Source organism: Chitinophaga sp. (genome assembly GCF_035538455.1).
Classification (GTDB): Bacteria; Bacteroidota; Bacteroidia; order Chitinophagales; family Chitinophagaceae; genus Chitinophaga.
The window spans coordinates 1-20,859 of the sequence record NZ_DATLKJ010000011.1 but is presented as its reverse complement, the minus strand read 5'-3'; the positions used below and the strand labels follow the sequence as shown (position 1 = coordinate 20,859).

At 49.1% G+C, this 20,859-nt stretch carries 13 protein-coding genes; 9 read left to right on the top strand and 4 right to left on the bottom strand.

Going from position 1 to position 20,859, the window contains the following annotated elements; all coding sequences use genetic code 11:
• Positions 1 to 67 precede the first annotated feature (67 nt).
• From VM802_RS01010 to VM802_RS00995, 4 genes are all read left to right on the top strand, one after another.
• Positions 68 to 946, top strand: coding sequence for an alpha/beta fold hydrolase (locus VM802_RS01010; RefSeq protein WP_325527033.1), 879 nt, complete (start codon positions 68 to 70; stop codon positions 944 to 946).
• Between the two features lie 334 nt (positions 947 to 1,280).
• Positions 1,281 to 3,638, top strand: a complete 2,358-nt coding sequence (locus VM802_RS01005; RefSeq protein WP_325527031.1) for a CBM96 family carbohydrate-binding protein — start codon at positions 1,281 to 1,283, stop codon at positions 3,636 to 3,638.
• Positions 3,639 to 3,827: 189 nt separating this feature from the next.
• Positions 3,828 to 4,484 (top strand): GIY-YIG nuclease family protein, encoded by a 657-nt coding sequence (locus tag VM802_RS01000; RefSeq protein ID WP_325527029.1) that lies wholly within the window; start codon positions 3,828 to 3,830, stop codon positions 4,482 to 4,484.
• A 108-nt stretch (positions 4,485 to 4,592) separates the two neighbouring features.
• Positions 4,593 to 5,690, top strand: a complete 1,098-nt coding sequence (locus VM802_RS00995; RefSeq protein ID WP_325527027.1) for an acyltransferase family protein — start codon at positions 4,593 to 4,595, stop codon at positions 5,688 to 5,690.
• Here VM802_RS00995 and VM802_RS00990 read toward each other — a convergent pair.
• The 4 genes from VM802_RS00990 to VM802_RS00975 all read right to left on the bottom strand — a co-directional run bounded on the left by VM802_RS00990 (position 5,685) and on the right by VM802_RS00975 (position 17,673).
• Positions 5,685 to 6,575: a hypothetical protein gene (locus VM802_RS00990; protein WP_325527025.1), complete on the bottom strand. Its 891-nt coding sequence runs from the start codon at positions 6,573 to 6,575 to the stop codon at positions 5,685 to 5,687. The genes VM802_RS00995 and VM802_RS00990 overlap by 6 nt on opposite strands.
• 11 nt (positions 6,576 to 6,586) lie before the next feature.
• Positions 6,587 to 14,203 carry a non-ribosomal peptide synthetase gene (locus VM802_RS00985; protein WP_325527023.1) on the bottom strand — a complete coding sequence of 2,539 codons (7,617 nt, stop codon included), beginning with the start codon at positions 14,201 to 14,203 and terminating at the stop codon, positions 6,587 to 6,589.
• Positions 14,204 to 14,248: 45 nt separating this feature from the next.
• Complete coding sequence (locus VM802_RS00980) at positions 14,249 to 16,153, bottom strand: condensation domain-containing protein (protein WP_325527021.1); 1,905 nt, start codon at positions 16,151 to 16,153, stop codon at positions 14,249 to 14,251.
• Positions 16,154 to 16,908: 755 nt separating this feature from the next.
• A complete protein-coding gene (locus VM802_RS00975) occupies positions 16,909 to 17,673 on the bottom strand; it encodes a hypothetical protein (protein WP_325527019.1) in 765 nt (254 codons plus the stop codon).
• 370 nt (positions 17,674 to 18,043) lie between these two features.
• Between VM802_RS00975 and VM802_RS00970 the strand changes: the two genes are divergently transcribed.
• From VM802_RS00970 to VM802_RS00950, 5 genes are all read left to right on the top strand, one after another.
• Positions 18,044 to 18,241 carry a class I lanthipeptide gene (locus VM802_RS00970; protein WP_325527017.1) on the top strand — a complete coding sequence of 66 codons (198 nt, stop codon included), beginning with the start codon at positions 18,044 to 18,046 and terminating at the stop codon, positions 18,239 to 18,241.
• A gap of 12 nt (positions 18,242 to 18,253) precedes the next feature.
• Positions 18,254 to 18,382, top strand: a complete 129-nt coding sequence (locus VM802_RS00965) for a hypothetical protein (RefSeq protein WP_325527015.1) — start codon at positions 18,254 to 18,256, stop codon at positions 18,380 to 18,382.
• 79 nt (positions 18,383 to 18,461) lie between these two features.
• Entirely contained in the window at positions 18,462 to 18,953 is a 492-nt protein-coding gene (locus VM802_RS00960) for a hypothetical protein (protein WP_325527013.1), read from the top strand.
• A gap of 5 nt (positions 18,954 to 18,958) precedes the next feature.
• Positions 18,959 to 19,798 (top strand): putative universal stress family protein, encoded by an 840-nt coding sequence (locus VM802_RS00955; protein WP_325527011.1) that lies wholly within the window; start codon positions 18,959 to 18,961, stop codon positions 19,796 to 19,798.
• A gap of 75 nt (positions 19,799 to 19,873) precedes the next feature.
• Positions 19,874 to 20,722, top strand: coding sequence for a chromate resistance protein ChrB domain-containing protein (locus VM802_RS00950; protein WP_325527009.1), 849 nt, complete (start codon positions 19,874 to 19,876; stop codon positions 20,720 to 20,722).
• Positions 20,723 to 20,859 lie beyond the last annotated feature (137 nt).

The following is a 20,859-nucleotide window of genomic DNA, read 5'->3' as shown; positions in this document are numbered from 1 at the left end:
AATATATCTTTTCTTTTTAATTTTACCGAACGTTCGGTAATAGTATAACAACTTCAAATCAATTTATATGAAACATCAGACACAACACCATTTCGCTAAAGTAAACGGCCTTAATATATTCTATCGTGAAGCAGGTCCGAAAGATGCACCCGTACTGGTACTACTCCATGGTTACCCCAGCTCCTCACATATGTACAGGAACCTCATCAACGACTTGTCTGACAAATACCGGTTGATTGCTCCTGACTTTCCCGGATTCGGACGCAGCGAACAACCAGCACTCGCAGATTTTTCCTATACTTTCGAGAACTTCTCCACTATCATGGAAGGCCTGTTGCAGCAGTTACAGATCGACAGGTTCAGCCTTTATTTAATGGACTATGGCGCACCTGTGGGATGGCGTATTGCCTCCAGAAATCCGGAAAGAATTGAGACCATCATTGTGCAGAATGGCTGTGCCTACGACGAAGGACTGGAAGAGTTCTGGGAGCCGATCAAAGCATACTGGAAAGACCGGAACAATAAAGAAGTCGAAAACACCCTGCGCGGATTTCATAGTCCCGATGGCCTGAAATGGCAATATACACACGGCGTACCCGACACCAGCCTGATAAGCCCCGACAACTGGGAAATAGACCAGCGCCATCTGGACAGGCCGGAAAACGGACAAATACAGCTCGACCTCTTCTACGATTACCGCACCAACGTAACGCTGTATCCTGAGTGGCAACAATACTTCCGTATACATAATCCGCAGATGCTGATCGTATATGGAAAGAATGACTACATCTTCCCGGTGGCAGGCGCAGAAGCCTATAAGAAAGACGTGAAACATCTCGAGTATCACCTGTTTGATGCCGGCCACTTCGCCCTGGAAAGCCATGGACACGAAATTGCCGGTGTAATACGGAAATTCCTGGATAAGAAGTTACCCCAGAATCGTTGATTTTGCTGACTGTCCTGACGAATGAAAGAAAAGCGAAGACTACCCCCAGCGGTAGTTTTCGCTTTCCTTTTTGTATGATAATGTATATACTTTCCCGTTACTCCGCCTTCTTCCTGCCGATAAATAGCAGTGGTACAGCGTATTATTGCAATCGTTTGCAATAAGCAAAAGAAGATTAGCCACAGCCAGCATATTTTCAGATCATCACATCGGACAGAAAACCCAGACAGACTGTAAAACCCGCAACCAGACAGGATTTTATCATTATTTAACCGTAAACACGACAACAGGCATTCCTGCTGTCAGACATTCCTTTATCCTAAACCATTGTGCTATGAAACAGCATTACCTACACCGCATTTTTTTACGATCATGCCCTGCGTTCTTTCTGTTAGCCTGCTGCTTTGCAGCCAAAGGACAGGTAACGCTCCAAGCCAACGGCCAGGGCGGCGCCTACCAGCTGATAGAATCCAAAGGCTTTGGCGTTGAATCGCCGGATTGCAAGCATCCGTCTTTCGGTCCGCATGTAACACAGACTTTTGACAACACACTTGGCAGGTATGTATTCGTTTTTCACAGTCATCCTGTGGAAGATGATGACCGCTGCACCAATGAAGACAGAACCCGTATGGAAATCAAGGGTGGCAGTGGCTCAGAGGCAGAGATGCAGCATACCGAAGGCCAAACGGCGTACTACCGCTGGAAGTTTAAACTGGATGCAGGCTTTATTCCTTCCGGCCGCTTTACGCATATCTTTCAGATCAAAGCAATGGATGGCGATGCCGGCGCGCCGCTGATCACCATCACGCCGAGAGCAGGCACGCCACAGAAGCTGCAAATCATTCACAGTTCCGGCAGCGGCAGCGGGGGCCTTGGCACGGTGGCACAGGTAGATCTCGCCCCCTTCAAAGGCGTATGGGTGGAGGCTTATGTAAAATACAAAAGCGCAGAAGACAATGCCGGCACTTTTGAGATCACCCTGAAACGGGTAAGTGACGGTGTTACTCTTCTCTCCTACAGCAAGAACGGCATCGATATGTGGAGAACCGGCGCATCCTACAACAGGCCCAAATGGGGTGTATACCGCGGTAAAGATCCTGTGTTGAGAAATGAACAGGTACTGTTCAATGACTTCTGTATATCAGAGAGCAGCGCTGACCTCTGTCCCAGTGACGTAGGTGGTACCAATCACCCCCCTGTAGTATCTGTCACTGCTCCTGCCGGTGGCGCTACCTTTACCGCTCCTGCCAACGTTACCATCAATGCCAGTGCTTCTGATGCCGATGGCAGTATCAGCAAAGTGGAATTTTTCAACGGCACCCAGAAATTGGGAGAAGATGTGAGCAGTCCTTACAGCTTCGGCTGGAGCAATGTTAGTGCGGGCAACTATAGCCTGACGGCAAAAGCCACAGATAATAAAGGAGCGGTCACTACTTCTGCGCCGGTGAGTATCAGCGTCAGCGGAGCGCCTGGCTGTGTTCCTGCCACTGCTAGTGCAGACGATGGCAACGTGGCCGCCAATGTACTGGACAATAACCTTTCCACGCGCTGGTCAGCCAGCGGCGATGGACAATGGATACAACTATGCCTCGCTGATACGCTCCATGTAAGCGGTGTGCAGATAGCCTTCTATAAAGGCGATACACGCACTTCCACTTTTGACGTGCTGACAGGAAACGACGGCGTCAACTGGACCACAGCCGCCACCAGGCTGGTGAGCAACGGCTCCAGCCTGAACCTCCAGTCGTTTCTCTTCAGCGCCAGGAGCGCCAGATACATCCGCATAGTAGGTCATGGCAACAGTCAGGATCTCTGGAACAGCTATACAGAGATAAAAGCCATCACCTCTACCTCTTCGCTGACATTAAGCCCCTCACAGGACGCTTATGTACGCGATGGCGCCAATGCCAGTACCACATATGGCACTATGGATGCAGCATTGCTGATCAGCAAGCTGTCGCCCGCCGGCCAGCTCAACAATGCCCGCGAAATATATATCACCTTTAACATTTCTTCGGCAGGCAACCAGGTATCAGGTGCGGTGCTGAAGCTGTATGGTAAACTGGACGGCACATCCGAGACCAGCGTGCCTACTGCGGTTTTTGCGGTGTCGGATACTTCCTGGAAAGAATCCACTGTCACCTGGAACAATAAACCAACCACCGGTTCCAGTATCATTGCCTCGCAAACGGTTACCAATGCAGCTGCTACCTGGTACAGCTGGGATATTACAGCCTATGTACAACAGGAACTGACGGCAGGACATCAAACGATTTCTCTGGCCTTGAAGAGCCAACAGGCACATGACCAGCGGATACTGCTCAACTCCAAAGAAGCCGGCTCCAATACACCGCAGCTGGTGCTCGGTACGGATACTGTTGCCAGAAAAAATACCGCCACCGTGATGGCTGTGAAGCGCATCCTTCTGCCGGAAAGCAGTACCACCCTGGTACATTTCCCCAATCCCTTCCGGGATAACTGCCTGATCAGGATCACACTGAAAGAGACAGGCGACACCCGGCTCACCGTCTATGATATACAAGGCCGCCCTGTTGAAATACTGCTAAATACACATCTTCCGGCAGGCGTGCATAATGTAACCCTGCACGGCAGTAAATTGCCAGCAGGCGTGTATACGTTGCAGTTATTGCATAACGGAAAAGTAAGCGTCAGCAAATTACTGAAACAATAGAACCCCTTCCCGTACAAAGCAGGCTGGCCGGTCGTTTTCCACAGCCTGCTTTAATTTCCCGGAAACTATATCTCCCTCCCTTCTGCCTCACTTTGCTTCAATATTCATTATTCTATTTTGTATATAATCATCATAGTTGTAAATTGACAGCATTATTGTCAAAATGCTACTATTCTCGAAAATTACCTCATGGAGCAAGTACAAATAGGTAAATGTGTGTATATTCTGAATACGGGGAGAAATCTGTACAAGATCGGCAAGACACAGGATCTGCATAAACGCCTGGCTGCTTATCATACCCATCTGCCCGTGATATTCCGCGTGGTACGGCAGTATGCAGCGCAGAATATGAGCGAGCTGGAGGAAAGCCTGCATATTGTATTCCAGCACAAGCGCGTGAAAGGCGAATGGTTTGAACTAAACAAAAATGATCTCATTATCTGCGACAATATCGCCAGAAGCTATGCACTGCAATCTCTTCAGAAACAGGTGCGCAGACATCCGGATATTCATTTCAGCGACACCCCCCTATTGCAGGTGATGCAGGCCAACGAAAAATATCTGCAGGACTACTCCCGCATTGCAGATGATATACGGCTTGGACTTAATAATGATGAAGTGTTTGAGCTGCACGAAGGCAGCGTCAGCAAATCGGTTATTGACACTGTAAGACGGCTGCTCAAATACCGTACACCCAACTCTGAATTCCTCGGACAATGGATGCAGGTGGTGCAGGAGCTCAGCGAAGGCGTGAGCGAGCGCCGTATACTCCACAAATACCAGGGCGATGTAAGCCGTTCCACTATCCAGATGATCAAGCGGATTCTGCGGAATCAGTTATTCTGAGAAGGAGTTTGTCTGACCAGTATCTCCTGCCGATAGTTTTTTATCTGAAACTGTATCAATAGTAACGCTTACTTTCTTCTTTCGGCCCTGTGAATTATCTTCCTGATTATGCAGCATAATTCCACGCGGTCAAGACCTCATTTCGAGGCACTGGATGGATTGAGAGGCATAGCAGCCCTGTCTATCGTTGTCTTTCACCTATACGAGTTCATCACGCCTGACTATACGAAAAGTCCTATCGGGCATGGCTACCTGGCAGTAGATTTCTTCTTCTGCTTATCCGGTTTTGTGATCGGCTATGCATATGATGAGCGCGCCAGAGAAATCGGGACATGGCAGTTTTTCAGGAACCGGCTTATACGATTGCACCCCATGGTGATCTGGGGCAGTGTAATCGGATTACTGGGGTATGTTCTGGATCCCTTCAACGGTGCTGCAATGGTGGCGCAAGCCGGTTGGGGCAAATTGCTGAGCGGTTTCGTATGTTCGTTATTGTTACTGCCTTACCCTTTTCTTCCCGGCCGCTTCAATGGCCTCTTTCCATATAACACGCCCGCATGGTCACTCTTCATGGAGTATCTCATCAATGTCTTTTATGTCCTGGTGCTATTGCGTATGTCCCGGAAGTGGCTGCTGGTACTCCTTGGGATTTCCGCTGCATGGCTTGCGGCGGTTGCACATCACAGGGGCTGGATCATTACCGGCTGGGATGCTCCCACTTTCCTGGACGGCTTCGCGAGGGTGATGTTTTCCTTCATGGCCGGGCTGACTGTTTACCGTTTCGGATTCGTGATACGGCGTCAACTCCACTTTGTAGTACCGGTAACATTGCTGATCGGTGTGTTCCTGTTTCCTCATTACAATAAGGATTGGATCACCGAAATGCTGATCGTGATATTTGTATTCCCTTTTATTCTGGCTGTGGGAGCCGGTACAGAGGTACATGGCGCTGTGAGAAAATTCTGCGTATTCACCGGAAGGCTTTCCTATCCTTTATACATGACACATATCTGGGCCATATGGACCTTCGGTAATTACCTGGGCAAGATGAAACCGGCGCCTCAAACGATGTACCTCGTTGCCACTGCCGTCTTTGCAGGATGCGTACTGCTCGGCTACCTGGTGCTGCGTTTTTATGATGAACCGGTGCGGGCGTGGCTGTCGAAGAAACGCTCCGCCACGCCCGTCACGGTTCCGCGATCATAAAGTATTTTCTGAAAACCATAACCCGGCGGTATCGGATTCCAGCACGCTTCTGAGGAAAGGTTTGTTGTTATCTACATACAGATCCGCATCGATATAGGGCAATCGTTTGTTTCGGATACAATCGGCAGCAAAGCTGCCGCTGATTAACGTTTTGTCTTTCACATTCGCATCAAATGCCTTGAGCTTATCAAACGCATGCACGCTATGCTCCAGCCAGGAGTGATGAAAACCCATATAGCTGTCCGGACAGTGTACCGTTTGGAGCAACCCGCCGGAGATGCCTTTCTTCCGGAGATAGTCTCCAGTGAAAGGCATTTTGTGGAAATACTTACCGGTCATAACGTACGTACGGTAACTGAAATGATCTACACCATGACTTCTGTCTGAGAACAGGTTGAAGTAGAAGACAGAGAAGTGCAGTTTTACAGTGATGATCTGATGCCGCTTTACGGCTGTTATGATCTGCTCTGCCAGTCGGCTGTCAAGGAATTCGTCGAGGTCGGAGAGAATGATGATGTCCTCCTCTCCTACGATGTCTTTCATCAAACTACAACTGTTGCGCTGCATTGCTTCGTTGTGATAACCCATGTTATGGGTGAGCAGGTGCCAGTACCATTGGTCAAACATCTCAGGCGGACAACTATGCGGATCGTAGTAAGACTGCTCCGGCAGCGCGGGTCTGAAAAGCCCGCCGGCAGCGATCTTATGATGCTTTACCTTCTCACTCGTCTGCGAGGTATCGAAGTGATAGGGTTTCGGCACATAGCTGAAATTCATATCTGCTTCGCAGATGTGCAACTCATCGATCCAGTAGCCGGCCTCTCTGATCTTGAGCGCCGCGATCCTGTGTTCATTGAAAAAAGGGCAGAATTCAAATATCTTCATACAAAATATAATTACTGTTCATCAACATTAATAATACGCAGTAAATGGCGACGGAATGCCGCAGCCAATGCTGTAACAGTACCTTCATAAAAATGCGCCTGGCTATAATAGAAGGTTACCTTCAGACCTTCGCGGTTCTGTACTGCGGTGATATTGATCAGGTAAGCAGAAGGATTTCGCGGATCGTGGGTAAGTCCCACCGGTAACTGCAACGGCGTATAGAAATCATGTTCTGTTGTTGTTGTCGAAGGCAGGTTGAGGTAATGGAACAACACAGGATAAACGTGATCCAGTTGTTCGTGTAGCACGGAGGGTGATACCAGGTGTTTCAGTACAAAATAGTCCAGTCCTCCTTTGGGAACTGCCAGCAACATATCTTTCACTGCCTTTATCACACCCGTGTTCCCGCCACCTGTTTTTGTTATATTGATGCAAACAGGATAAGCGCCTGCAAAGAAGCCGATGGTCCGCTGAATATCGGCGCCGGGAAGAAAGGGTTCCCGCTGAGCCGTCATCACATAGAGCGGCAGGTTGCTGCGTTCCTGTAACTCACGGCTGGCCTGGAAGAAAGCAGCCAGCAGCAACGTGAATACATTCCCTTCATAATGGGTAACGGCCTGCTGCAGGCGCATTACCTCTTCGCGTGTGGTGAGCACTTCGGACAGATGGTGGATCATCTCCTGTTGTTGCGGGTTGCGGCCAGGCAGCATATCCGGAACAAATGGCTGTGCCTTCTCTACTACCGCTTTCCAATAGCCGCCAGCTGTTTTGAAACCGCCTTTCAAAGCATAGCGCTGTAATTTCCGGCACCACTCCTCATAAGGCATACTGGTTTTAAAAGGCAGATCTGTAGCGGGATACTGGCAATGATGCTGTAGTTCTTCCATCAGTACCTGCCAGGAGATACCATCAAATAACAGGTGATGGAACAGGAAGAAAAGCGCCTGCCTGCCCGGTTGTTGGTAATGTTCAAACAGCACTACCCGGAGCAATGGCCCTTCTGTGAGCCAGAACTGTTGCTGCAGCGTTTCGCAATACCTGGTAATGGTGGCAGCGTGCGCCGTTACGGGATCGCTGCTCAGGTCCACCTGCACGAAATAGTCTGACACATGCCGCGCTTGGTAATGCTGCGTCCATTGCCCGGCGGGTTCCTGCCGGAAATAAACCGTCAGTACTGGATGGTCTTCCAGTATCCGTTGCAGCGCTGCCTGTATCAGCGCTGGATCGATATGGTGTGTAAGTGAGATCAGGAAAGGGCTGTTGAAGATATTCCGGTTAACCAGCGGCCGCTGAAAGAAACGCTGCTGAACAGCGGATAGCGGGAACGATACTACGTTACCGGTTGCTCTCTTCCCGGACCGTTTCTTTTTCACAGTTGCCTTCTGCCTGCGAATGTTCGCAGCCAGATCACGAACAGTCAGGTAGGTAAACAGATCATTGACGGAAACAATGAAGCCTTCCTGCTGTAACAGGCTCGCTACCTGCAATGCCTTGAGCGAGTGGCCGCCAAGCGAATAGAAATTATCCAGTACCCCAACCGTCTCCACCCCAAACACCTGGCACCATACCGCAGCCACGGCTTCTTCCGCCGGGCTGGCCGGCGGCGTGTATACTTTACCGTTATCAGCAGTGTGACCGTTGGTGGTAGCCTGACTGATAAGCGCTTTCCTGTCAATCTTACCATTCGCATTCAGCGGCAGCGCGGGCAGGTGAATGAGCCAGTCCGGTATCATGTAGAGTGGCAACACCTTTCCAAGATACTCTTTCAATGCATCGGCTCCCGGCTCCTTACCGGATGTATAACAGGCATAGAGCTGCTTCTCTTTAGTGAGACTGTTCTCCTTCACCACCACCGCACACTGATCGATGTCCGGATGAAGTCCCAGTTGTACTTCTATCTCACCCGGCTCTATCCTGAATCCACGGATCTTCACCTGCTGGTCTTTCCGGCCAACAAATATGAGCTGGCCATCGTCCTGCCATCTCACCAGATCGCCTGTCTTATAGAGCTTCGTTCCGGGCAGGAAGGGATTATCGAGGAAGCGTTCCTTGCTCAGTTCCGACCTGTTCCAGTAACCTTGCGCCAGGCCATCTCCGGCCAGGTACAGTTCACCAGGCACCCCTAGGGGGTTCAGGGTATTGCTGCTATTGAAAACATAAGCCTGCGTGTTCGATAAAGGACTGCCGATAGGGATATTATTGACGTCCGTGATTTCGTTTACCGCATAGGTGGTACTGAATACGGTATTTTCAGTGGGGCCATATACATGTATTAATTTATCGCTGCCGAGGTACTCCAACGCCATCTGCACATGTGCCGGTGATGCCTGTTCACCGCCAAACAGCAGCTTGCGCAGCGGCGCAAAACACTCCGGATACATCTGTATGCAGGCATTGAACAGGGCTGTGGTTATGAACAGGATGGTAATACGTTCCCTTTCTATCAAAGTGCCCAGTTGCTCTATATCTATCATACTATCCTTCTTCAGCAGTACCAGTGTAGCGCCATTCAGCAATGCACCGAAAATATCAAACACAGATCCGTCAAAAACATAATTGGATAGCTGCAAAATATGATCGCCGGCAGTAATCCCGATATAATTCGTATTCCTTACCGTTCGTATTACATTGTGATGCATCACGGCAATACCTTTCGGTTCGCCGGTGGAGCCAGATGTGTACATGATATACGCAGGTCCTGCCGGTACCGCAACAGACGGCAACTCCTCCCCCGTTATAGGTACGCTGCCATCGACAATAATCACTTTACCATCAAAAGGTATTTTCATATATGCGTAGATGTTATAGGTGGTCAGGCATACGGCAGCCGCACTGTCCTCCAGCATAAAGGCGATCCTTTCAGCCGGGTAATCCGGATCTATGGGAACATAGGTAGCGCCAGCCCTGAGTATGGCCCATATGCTGATGATCATTTCCGGGGAACGGTCTGCAATAATGGCCACCTTTGTATCCGGGCCAGCGCCCATTCTCAGAAGGTGAGCGGCATAATGTTCCGCATACAGCTGCAATGCCCGGTATGTCAGTGCAGTACTCTCAAAGCGGATAGCGGTCTTCTCCGGATGTAACCGTACTTGTTGTTCAAAGAGCTGATACAGATGAGCTTCCTTAGGATAAGGCGTTGCAGGTGGATTGAATTGATACAGCAACTGATCCCGTTCTGCACTGGTCAGTATTTCTATATCGCGGAGGCGTTGCTGCGGCTCCTGTATAATGCTTCCAAGCAGTTGCAGGTAATGCCCGGTCATCCGTTGAATGGTGCTTTCCTTGAACAGGCTTGTGTTGTATTTGAAGCTGATCTGCAACTGACCGTTATGTTCCAGTACTTCCACTGTGAGGTCTACTTTGGTGGCATCATCTGTGATGGGATATGCTTCACAATGCAATCCTGCTATATCCAGCAACGGCAGCCCGGTGCTATGCAAGGCAAACAGGGTATCGAAGAGCGGGTTCCTGGAGGGGTCTTTCTTTTGCAGTAATGTACCGGCCAGTTTTTCGAAAGGATAATCCTGATGCTGGTAGATGTCTGTTGCGGTTATTTTCATTTCATGCAGGTATGTCATGAAATGTCTATCGGGAGCTGGCCTGCAACGCCATGGCGCCATGTTTACAAACATACCCATTACGTCCTGCAGGTCCGCATGCATCCTGTTGGCCATCGGCACGCCGATGATGATATCCTCCTGGTCAGTGTACTTGTGAAGCAGAACAGCATAGGCGGTAAGAAGTACGATGAATAAGGAAGTCTGACCGGTGGCAGCCAGCTCCTGTAAACGCTGCGTCAGATGGGCGTCGGTGGTGATGCTGACGGTATGCCCACCGAACGTGGCCTTTGGCGGCCGCGCGAAATCATAAGGTAGTTCCAATACCGGCAAAGCTCCTTCCAGGTGCCGGAGCCAGAACTGCTCCTGCACACGGTAGTATCCTGATACCCATCGTTGCTGCTGCCAGTGTACATAGTCCTGGTATTGCAGTGCAACAGGCGCCAGTTTATGCCCTTCATACAGCCGACTGATCTCATGCACCAGCATAGTTTCTGTAACACCGTCAGAGATAATATGATGATTAGCCAGCGCGAAGAAGTACCGGTCAGTACCCAATTTCACTAAAGCAGCCCGCAGCAGTGGCGGCTTCTCTAACGGGTATGGCGCCTTCAGTATCTTCACGACATCGACTATCTCTTCCTCATCACCTTCCCGGTATATCAGCTGAACATTTGTCCTGGCGAAGACTTTTCCGGCGGGTATGCCTTTATGCATCATATAACCGGTGCGGAATATCCGGTGTCTTTTCACTACCTCGTTCAATGCGCGTTCCAGCTTTGCTGTATCAGGATTTCCGGTGATCAGCATGGGAAACAGGGAGCAATAACTATGATTCCCGTCTGTGCTGTGCTGGTGCACATAAACCATCGTTTCAGAAAAACTGAGCTGGCTGTAGGTCTGCTTCGGCGCAGGGGCTATCTTCAGATTGTGATCCGGAGTGAGGCGCTTTCCGGCATCAATCTGCGCGGCGAGGGCAGCAATGGTGGGGTGTTCAAACACCTGGCTTAACGTTAATTCTACCCGGAATACCTGCTGCAAACGTATGGCCATGATGGTAGCCTTAAGTGAATGTCCGCCGCATTCAAAAAAATGCTGATGAATACTGATCTTTTCTTTCTTCAGGAGATCCTTCCAGATTGTTTCTACTGTTCGCTCAGTATCGGTTGTAGGGGCGGTGTAGTTACCCCCTCCCATGATTCCCGGCTGCTCTGCCAGTTTCTGCTGGTCTACCTTCCCGTTGGCGGTCAGCGGTAGTGCATCCAGCACGGTGTAAGCGGAAGGCAGCATATAAGCCGGCAGGCGTGTTGCAAGGTAGTCGTTCAGCAAAGCGGCAGTGACTATAGCTCCCGGCTTTACGGTATAAAAAGTATGGATGTACTTATCCTGTGCTGTACTGGCGTGTACAATTGTTACTGCATCCTTGATGCCGGGATAATGATGCAGTTGTGCATTGATTTCACCCAACTCAATGCGGAAGCCGCGGATCTTTGTCTGCTGGTCTTTCCGGCCGATGAAATCTATAGCCCCGTCAGGCAGCTGCCGTACAATATCGCCGCTGCGATAAAGTCTTACTCCAGGTAACTGCGGTATGCTGATAAATTTTCTGCTGGTCATTTCCTCATCCAGGTAGCCTTCGGCGAGACCATCGCCGGCGATGCACAATTCTCCTGGTACACCCGCCGGTACGAGCGAACTACCGGAAAGAATATATAGTTGCGTATTGGATAGCGGGTAACCGATGGGGATACGCTCTGCATCATCCTGTATAGTATCGATGGGATAATAAGATGCGAACACTGTTGTCTCCGTAGGGCCGTAAACGTTAATAAGACGGTCAGGTCCCAGGTAGGCTAATGCCATACGTGTATGTTTCACCGACAGTTCTTCTCCGCCAATCATCAGCTTCCGCAGTGGCTGCAATACATGAGGAATGTTATCAACGATGGCATTGAAGACCGCTGTGATCATAAATGCGACTGTAACGCCCTGTTCTGTTATCAGCTTTCCCACACGGTCGATATCGCGTCTAGTTTCCTGATCTGCCAGCACCAATGTGGCGCCGTTGAGCAATGCCCCGAATATCTCAAACACGGAGGCATCAAACACATAATTGGAAAGCTGCAACAGCCTGTCTGAGGGCTGTATCCGGAGGTAGTTGGTATCACACAGGGTACATACTACATTGAAGTGCCGGATCTTAACTCCCTTGGGAATGCCTGTAGAACCGGATGTATAAATGATATAGGCGGGCAATGAAGGATCAGTTGCAGCTGTAATACTTTCATCGTTGTCCTCTTCCGGGATGGCCGTATTCAATGGGATCACGGTAATACCGGCCAATGCTGCCCATGTCTGCGAGGAAGGCTGTGCGAGGAGCAGGCTGCAACGGCTGTCCTGCAACATATACAGGAGACGCTCTTCCGGCAGCGCGGGGTCCAGGGGCAGATAGGTACAGCCGGCCTTCAGGATACCAAGTATAGCGATGATCATTTCTGCTGAGGGAGCAGTCAGCAATGCAACGACCGCACCCGTTTTAATGTGGCAGGCCCTGATCCTTTGTGCCAGCCGGTTTGATCTTTCGTCCAGTTCCCGGCGTGTCAGCACCTGGCCGTGAAAAACAAGTGCCGGATGCTGCGGGTTTGATGCCGCTAGTTCCTCCGTGATGCCGTGGAGCGTCTTTTTCGGATAGGCGCTGGCGTTACCTATGAACGCCTGCAGCTGTTGCTGTTCCTGTTCTTTGGTCAGCACACTCATATCTTCTATCCTTGTATCGTGGGCAGTGGCCAGTGTTTCGAGCAATTGGCCAAAACCGGTTGCCAGAGCGGTTATAGTTTCATCTTTAAAGAGACGGGTATAATATTCTATGGAGAAACCCAAATGCTCATCTCTTTCCATGATACCGAAAGTGAGATCCAGCTCGGCCTTGCTATGAATGAATTCCACCGGACTAACTTCCAATCCTCCGTAGGTGCCTGTACGTTGTTGCTGATGAAAGAAAAGTACGTTGTACAACGGATTCCGGGCGGAATCCCGGTGCGGTGCATATTTCTCCACGAGGTAGCCTACATCATAGGCAAAGTGTTGTTCTGCCCCTGTCATATAGGCATCTACTTCGTGGAGCAGTTCCCTGAAAGTCTTATCCGGTGACAGGAATGCGCGTACCGGCAATGTATTGATGAACAGGCCAACGAGGTTATCCATCTCTCCGGCAGGGCGCAGCTCCCGTGGGGCGCCTACGATAATGTCATCCTGGTAGCTGAATTTATGCAGCAATACAAACAGGGCAGTCAGGCCTATCCTGTGTAACGAAGCTCCTGATTGCGCTGACAATAGCCGTAATTGCCGGGCCGTCGTGGTACTGATGGGATAATGCCGTATGGTGCCGTTGAAATCGAATACAGCCGGGCGTTTGAAGTCGGCCGGTAATGTCAGTGCTGACAATCCGCCATTGAGCTTCGAGGACCAGAAGTCTTCCGCTTCTTTCAGCCTGGCAGGCTGGGCATGCCTGCTGAGCCAGAGCGCGTGCTCCTTGTATTGCAAAGGCATCACCGGCAGCGAGGCATCGTGGTATAACTGAAAAAGATCCCGTACAATGATTTCTTCCGACAGCAGATCAGAGATGATATGATGCATATCTATCACCAGCACATAGGTATTGGTGGCTGTTGTTTCCAGCAGACAGGCCCTGATCAGCGGCGACCGCTCTAACTGAAACGGCTGTATGAAATCCGTGATCATCAGGTTCAACTCGTCTTCCATTATTCCCTGCCTGTAAGTGAAGTCAATGGGAACGATGTCCTGGATATATTGCACCGGCTCATTTTCTTCCAGTACAAATGCAGCTCTCAGCTGCTCATGCCGTGTCAGCAGTCTGCTGAAGGCGTCTTTAAGTTTGGGTACATCCACCGCTCCTTTTATCATTCTGACTACGGGAGAGTTATAGGCAGTACTGGATCTGTTCATCCGGTGAATGATCCACATACGTTTCTGGGAAGGTGTTAAAGGGTATACATCTTCCTGATGGTCTGCAAGCAGCAGGCCACCAGTTGCTATAGTATTGAACATAGGTGCGACATTGAGGTTTAATGAAAACAGGATCGGTTAAGTTGACTAACGCAGCACTTCCCGGGCGGCTTCTTTGAACAGGGCCCTCAGCCGGTCGATGTCAACGGTGTAGCTGCTGCGGAACATGAACAGCAAACGGTCCGGTGCAGCGGCTGCGATGCAGTTGAGGAGGCTGTGGATAGGAAGCGGATTGGGCTGCGTGCTTGTATATTCCTCTGTGGCTACCCGCGTATCATCTGCGTTACCGAGGAAGTTGAACATGAGTATATCGAAGCTGGAAAACTGTGTACCGGCATCCATAAGGGCTCCGGTTTGCGGCCATTTGCTCTTGTATTCAGGCGATAGCATCAGGTGCAGGAAATTGAGGTTATGTTGCTTCAGGCTGTTGAGCCGCGCGGCTACAGCTTCCCCCAATTCCCCGGCAGGCAGGCGGGCATCCAGCAACATAGGTACCATGTCTGTAAACTCCCCTACTGTATTATAGTAGCGTGTGTTCTCATACTGGCGTCCGTCGCAAACGAACAGCATCGGGATCTGGATTATTTCCAGGTAACGCTGCATGGCGCGGGCGTAGATAGCCAGTGTTGTATCCAGCATATTGTGCGGCGGCTGGTTATCAGGCAATGGAACGAGGATACTGAATTCATCACTGACATCGGACTCCTTACCATTGATACTCCCTTTTACCTGTTGCTTAGCCTCATAGAATTCCCTGAGCCGGAAGGCATCCACCACGGCGTCTTCAGTGATCTGCTGTGGTCCTCTGGCGATCTGTTTTACATACTCTTCAAAGGGCGCAATCACTTCTTCTCTTGCCGCCTGGTTGTTCAGCTGGTCCTGGTAATAGTTGAGCAACTGGCTTTTCAGTAATTCACCTGTTACCCGGTCAAATATTACGTGGCTGAAGATCATTAACAGGTAATGCTCCTTCAGGCTTTTCCGGATCAGGATCAGTTGGTGCAGGATGCCATTGGTACTATAGGTACGGGTAGCCAGCTGTTTTGCGAGATGATGAAAGTCTGCCTCCGTGCAATGCACCGCCGACAAATCAATCAGCGGGATTACAGGGGTCATGCCTGGCGCATAGCTGTGTTCCTGCCAGTGATAATAACCATCCATATTCAGGGGTACTGATCTCAGTAAGCTATGCCGTTTTATGATCTCACTGTATGCCCGCTGCAATACGGGCAGGCTGACATAGTTATCCAGCTTGATGAAATCCAGGCTGGCGGGGGTCTGGAAAGAGATCTGCAATTGCTGCATGGCGCACATGGGATAGGTAGCCGCCACGGGGCGTTTGCCAATCATTTCATTATTGACAGCAAGGCCGTGTAGCTGGGATCCTCTGAATACCGCGCCGGCATCGGGTTCCAGATGCTTTAGTTCCAGGAGGTCATATAGCTCCGTTTCGCTGAACAGCTCACCGTCGGCAAGGCTGTCCAGCGACGATCCACTGGCAACATAGTCAGGCAGTACATCCGGTGCAATCCGTTGTGCAGACTGCTCAATAAATGTTCTGATTGCGGCGTCTCCGCCGGGGGATGTCAGCAGAACAATTGCTTTCCTGATACCATCTTCATATTGTACCGATATACTTTTGCAAACTATTCGCAGGTTCAGTTGCCGGTAGATCGCTTGTTTGAGGTCGGCCTCCTTACCGATAAGCCTGGCTTCTGCTCTGTAAAGTACTTCCTGTACAATTTTTTCGATGGACTGATAATGCATAATGTCTCTCAACGTCACCGGGAAACCGGCTTTTTTCATCCGGTACATAATGGCGATGGCATTGATAGAGTTCCCTCCGATGTCTGAAAACCGTTGCTGTGTGTCTACGGCGGGTAGCCCCAGTATTTCTTTCCAGATGAGTGCAATTTCTGTTGCTATTTTATCAACAGCGGGAACAGGTGATGCATTATCATCACGTTTGTGAATGTTTTGAGTGGAATGCATAGCGTACGATTTGCGGGTAATAAATTAAATATGGTTTCCGATATAAGCTTATACCTTCGCCGGACATACAGACGGGCAACGGCTTTCATAGTCACCGACAGATGATTGTACAGTTATTACAGCATACAATACGCGTTTATAAAAATCAGGTTACCGACTACATCCGGGAGGGGTATAATATCAGTTGGCCAAGGATAGTGTTAACCAGTTTTATGTTTTAAAAATTGTATTTAGTTTGCATCTTCCGTTGTGATACGGGAATATTTGTTATAACTCAGGACCCTCATTATAAGATGTCGAAAATAGGAAACAAATTCTATTAAAAAAAATTAAACCACGCCAACCTTACAAGAATCAATATTTGCTGAGATACCGTATCCGTAAAGGTTCTGTCAATTGTCATTCTACTGAAAATACAGTTCAGTGTAATCACTTTTATAATTATCCTGCCACCATATCATGATCACTTTGAACATACGCAGGGATGGTTGTTCCATTATGGGATATACCTGTGATACAGCAGTGGTCAGTATAGGAAACCGGGAGTAAAGGTGGACTTGATGCGGGTATATCCTGCCGGTGCATGGTAGTATAGCATGGCGGTCAGTAATCAGCTTTTAGCAGTTAATTGTGGGTAAAACAAAACGGGGTATTAACTTTCAGCGGTTATATGCTGAAGGCTGAAGGCAAAACGTTGGGTATGCGGATCAATGACAGGTATGTTTATTCATCAGTATTCAATTGCGGCAAATAGTTTATTCGCGTTGAATGGTAGCGGGAAGCAGCTGAACAGCTGCAGTGATGATCAGGTTTCCCAATGCGGGTCTTAGCACGGGGCGTTGCTGACGAACCGGTTTGTGCAATATTTGCCGGGATGGCGGAGGAAGCACCGCTATAATATCTGCCGCCATATATTTCGCGTTATGCGAAGGAATGTTATCCAGCAGGCCTCTTATCTGTAGCACAACCACCAATGTTCCTTTACCGGGTACTTCCACATTGCAGGCGGCTTCGTCAAAAGGCTCTCCGGTTTTTACAATGAACGCAGCGCTTTCTGTGCCGGTTATCTGGTTTGTTGCGAAATGGATACGGGTGGCGATGACTTTTATTTCCAGGGCATTGATGCCTTTACAGGCCGGCAATGTCTGGGGTGGAATGTACAGGATGCCATCGGGTGAAAGCCGGGGAGCTAATGCAAAGAACTTGTCTGTTCCCGTGTGCTGGTTGAACCGGGAGCCGGTTATGCTGCTGATGTCCCTGCCAGCGGAAGGAATGAGCGCGCTGGTCAGCCGGTTGATATGCCCGCTGTCGCAATTGACATTCATTTTTCCGGAGAAGGCGTTGCGGATCAACGCAGCTCTTTTACTGGCCCGGCCAAATCGTTGTGCAGCCCGGCGGGTGGCCGCCGTCTGCCGGACGTTGACGGGCATGCTGCGCAGGCAGTATGCGCCGTTACGCCGGTAACCAATCAGGTTACCCAGCTTACCTGTGAAGGTGATGAAAGAAGTTTGTTTTGCCATAGCAATAGATACTGATGTTATCTAAAGATAAGATTATCAGCAGTAATTATTTTGTAGCCGCATTGAAGATTATCTAACACCCGACGAAGAACAAACAGAGAATATTCAAACCGGGAGTACGAGGCATTAGACAGCGGTTAAAGCCGGTCGAATGACGTTTAGAAAATGATGAAAACATACCGCAGTTACACTATAATTATCAAGCGTATATATTGTAAAGAAACAGGCGTTCTTTTTAGTCTTCCGTCTTGCAACCTGGTTGCTGAATCCTTATCTTTGTTCTGGTAACCCGACTACAGCAACCTCTAAATAACTATACCCGATCGCTGCATTTATCTCCTTTATTCATTTACCCTAAATCCATTTTGTTATGAAAAAGAAAAGCGTTCAGCTCAACAGGAAGTTAATCCTTCAAAAGACGGCTATTGCAGCACTGACCTCTGAGGAAAAAAACCAGCTTGTAGGAGGAGCTCCCCTTACATTGGTAACACAATGTGGCGGCACTTCTGCCTGTCAGGTTTCCAGTCCGCGTCCGGGACGTCCTTGCTGCATACCGGATACCTTTTAAAGACAGCTAAGCATGAACACCATACACCCGGTAACAATTGCTATCGGGTGTATGACAAGTGATTACCCCTCCTGCATTCAGTTGTCTTCAAAGACGCCTGCCGTTACTATCCTGCCTGACAGGAATCATCGTTCTGATTGACTGCCATCATTTGTCACCCATTTTATCTTTCATAATTTAGGACTGCTAATTACTTTTCTCACCCCTTAATTGAAAGATAATGCGTGCCAATATCTTCTCTGACATGTCTGTCATCTCCAATGTGGTAAGTTTGTTTATTCTTGCAATGGCCATCTTCCGGCCTCGTATTTCAAGATTATTGTTGTGTATGTTGTTTACGGCGACGGCGGTATTCAGTGCAGTTATGGTTATTACGCATCCGCGGGTATTCCTTGTTTTCGGGGATGTTACGCCTGTGCAGATGTATGAGCAATTCATCAACGGGGCATTCCGCCATAATATTGCCCTTATTGTATTGTCCCTTGCCGTATGTCAGCTGCTGATCGGCCTCCTGATTGCACGCAGCGGAAAGTGGCTGAAAGCGGGGTTAGCCGGTGCTACCCTCTTTATGATGGCCATGATTCCGCTGGGGGCCGGATCAGCTTTCCCCTCAACGATTTTCCTGACAGCGACTTGTATCATACTGCTGTTTAAGACCGGGCGATTGTCGCGCACCCCGATGCTTTACCCGTTCCAGCATTTATTCAACTGATCTATATGAAAAAGGTTATTGCAGCGATTGATGGTCTGCGGTATTCCACTTCCACGGTAGAACATGCCCTCTATATCACGGGGCAGGAAAATGTGCACCTGGTGGGGGTTTTCCTGGATGACATCACCTACAGAAGTTATGAACTGTCTGAGCTGGTGGTGGACTCCGAAGTATCCGAACAGAAAATAAGAGAGCTTTCAGATAAAGACAGAAGAACGAGAGACAGGAGTATACAGCAGTTTGAGCTTGCGTGCCAGCAGGCCAGGATTAACTATTCGGTCCATGACAACAGGGATATAGCCATTGAAGCATTGGTGCATGAGAGCATATTCGCCGACCTGGTTATTATTGATACCCATGAGTCATTTGACCGGGTGCGCGGGAAGGCGCCTTCCCGCTTTATCCAACACCTGCTGGCTGACGCAGCATGCCCGCTGTTACTTGTTCCGCGGGTATTCCGCGACATTACCAAAATAGTGATGCTGTATGATGGTACGCCTGCTTCCGTATATGCCATACGTATGCTGGACTGTACACTGCCTACCCTCAAGAGCCTCCCGGTGGAAGTGCTCACGGTGAAGAGTCCTATGTCCTCTCTTCATCTCCCTGACGGGAGGCTGATGAAAGAGTTTATGAAAAGGCATTATCCGCATGCGGTCTACACGGTACAGAGGGGGTTTCCGCCGGAGGAAATCGTGGCGAGCCTAAAGAGGGAGCAACCCGGTGTAATGGCCGTAGCCGGCTCCTACAGCCGCAATAAGTTATCGCGATGGTTCTATCCGGGTATGGCGGATATTCTCATACAGGAACTGGAGATCCCTTTGTTTGTTGCACATACAGCCTGAGGATATTGCCTGTTGATGGTAGTCATTGGTAAAATGTTACAAATCGATCCTAAATTGCAGGCACATACCAAGCGCATGAAATGGATTACCCGCGAACGTCCTAAAATAGACCGGTTGGCCTGTCCCTGGCTGATAAAGAGATTCATAGATCCGGAAGCCGTATTTATCTACGTGCCTTTTGATCAGGTATTGATCAGGGCTGAAGCTGAAAATGCTATCCCTTTTGATATTGCCGGTGTTGAATACACACACTATAAAGATGAATGTACGTTTGACTACATCGTCAAAAAACATCAGATAGACGATCCTGCGATCGGGATCATGGCTCCTATTGTAAGAGGAGCAGATACCGACAGGCATGAACTGGCGAGTCAGGCATCAGGGTTGTGGGCCATCTCTGCCGGGCTGGCTTATAATGAACATGACGATTCCGCTTTACTGGAAAAGGGCATGTTGTTATACGATGCTCTTTACAGCTGGGCTAAATTCCTCCAGCATATAAAACATACACAACAACCCTTCGAGAACCAGCTGCTGGACATCTTTAAGAAATTCCTGCAACAAAAGAAAAGTGCACAGAAAGTACCTGGCTGGGCCAAAGAACTGAAGGAGATTATTCAGGACCAGATCGATACCAACCTTAATCTAAGCCTGAAAGGTATTTCTGAAATGCTGGAAATTCATCCGGCTTACCTATCGCGGGAGTTTTCAAGGTACTTTGACAATCTTTCTTTCGGCGAGTATATCAGAAAACTGCGAATAGAAAAGGCTATGGAGTTATTAAGCACCGGTGATCATACACTGACGGAGATTGCTTATTTAACCGGGTTTTCAGATCAGAGCCATTTTACGCGGACCTTCAAAAAAGTTACCGGGCAGAATCCGTCTGTCTATAAAAAGGAACTGAAGAAAAGTAAAAAATAGGCCAAACGTTTGATGCGTTCTATTTTTTGAATACGGCGCATCTGACCTTGCAGCTATATCCATTACTGCTGAATATTTCAGCCAGCACTTCAGGGAAAACATTATGGCAGATACTTTGGTACTTTACTAAAGCAGGC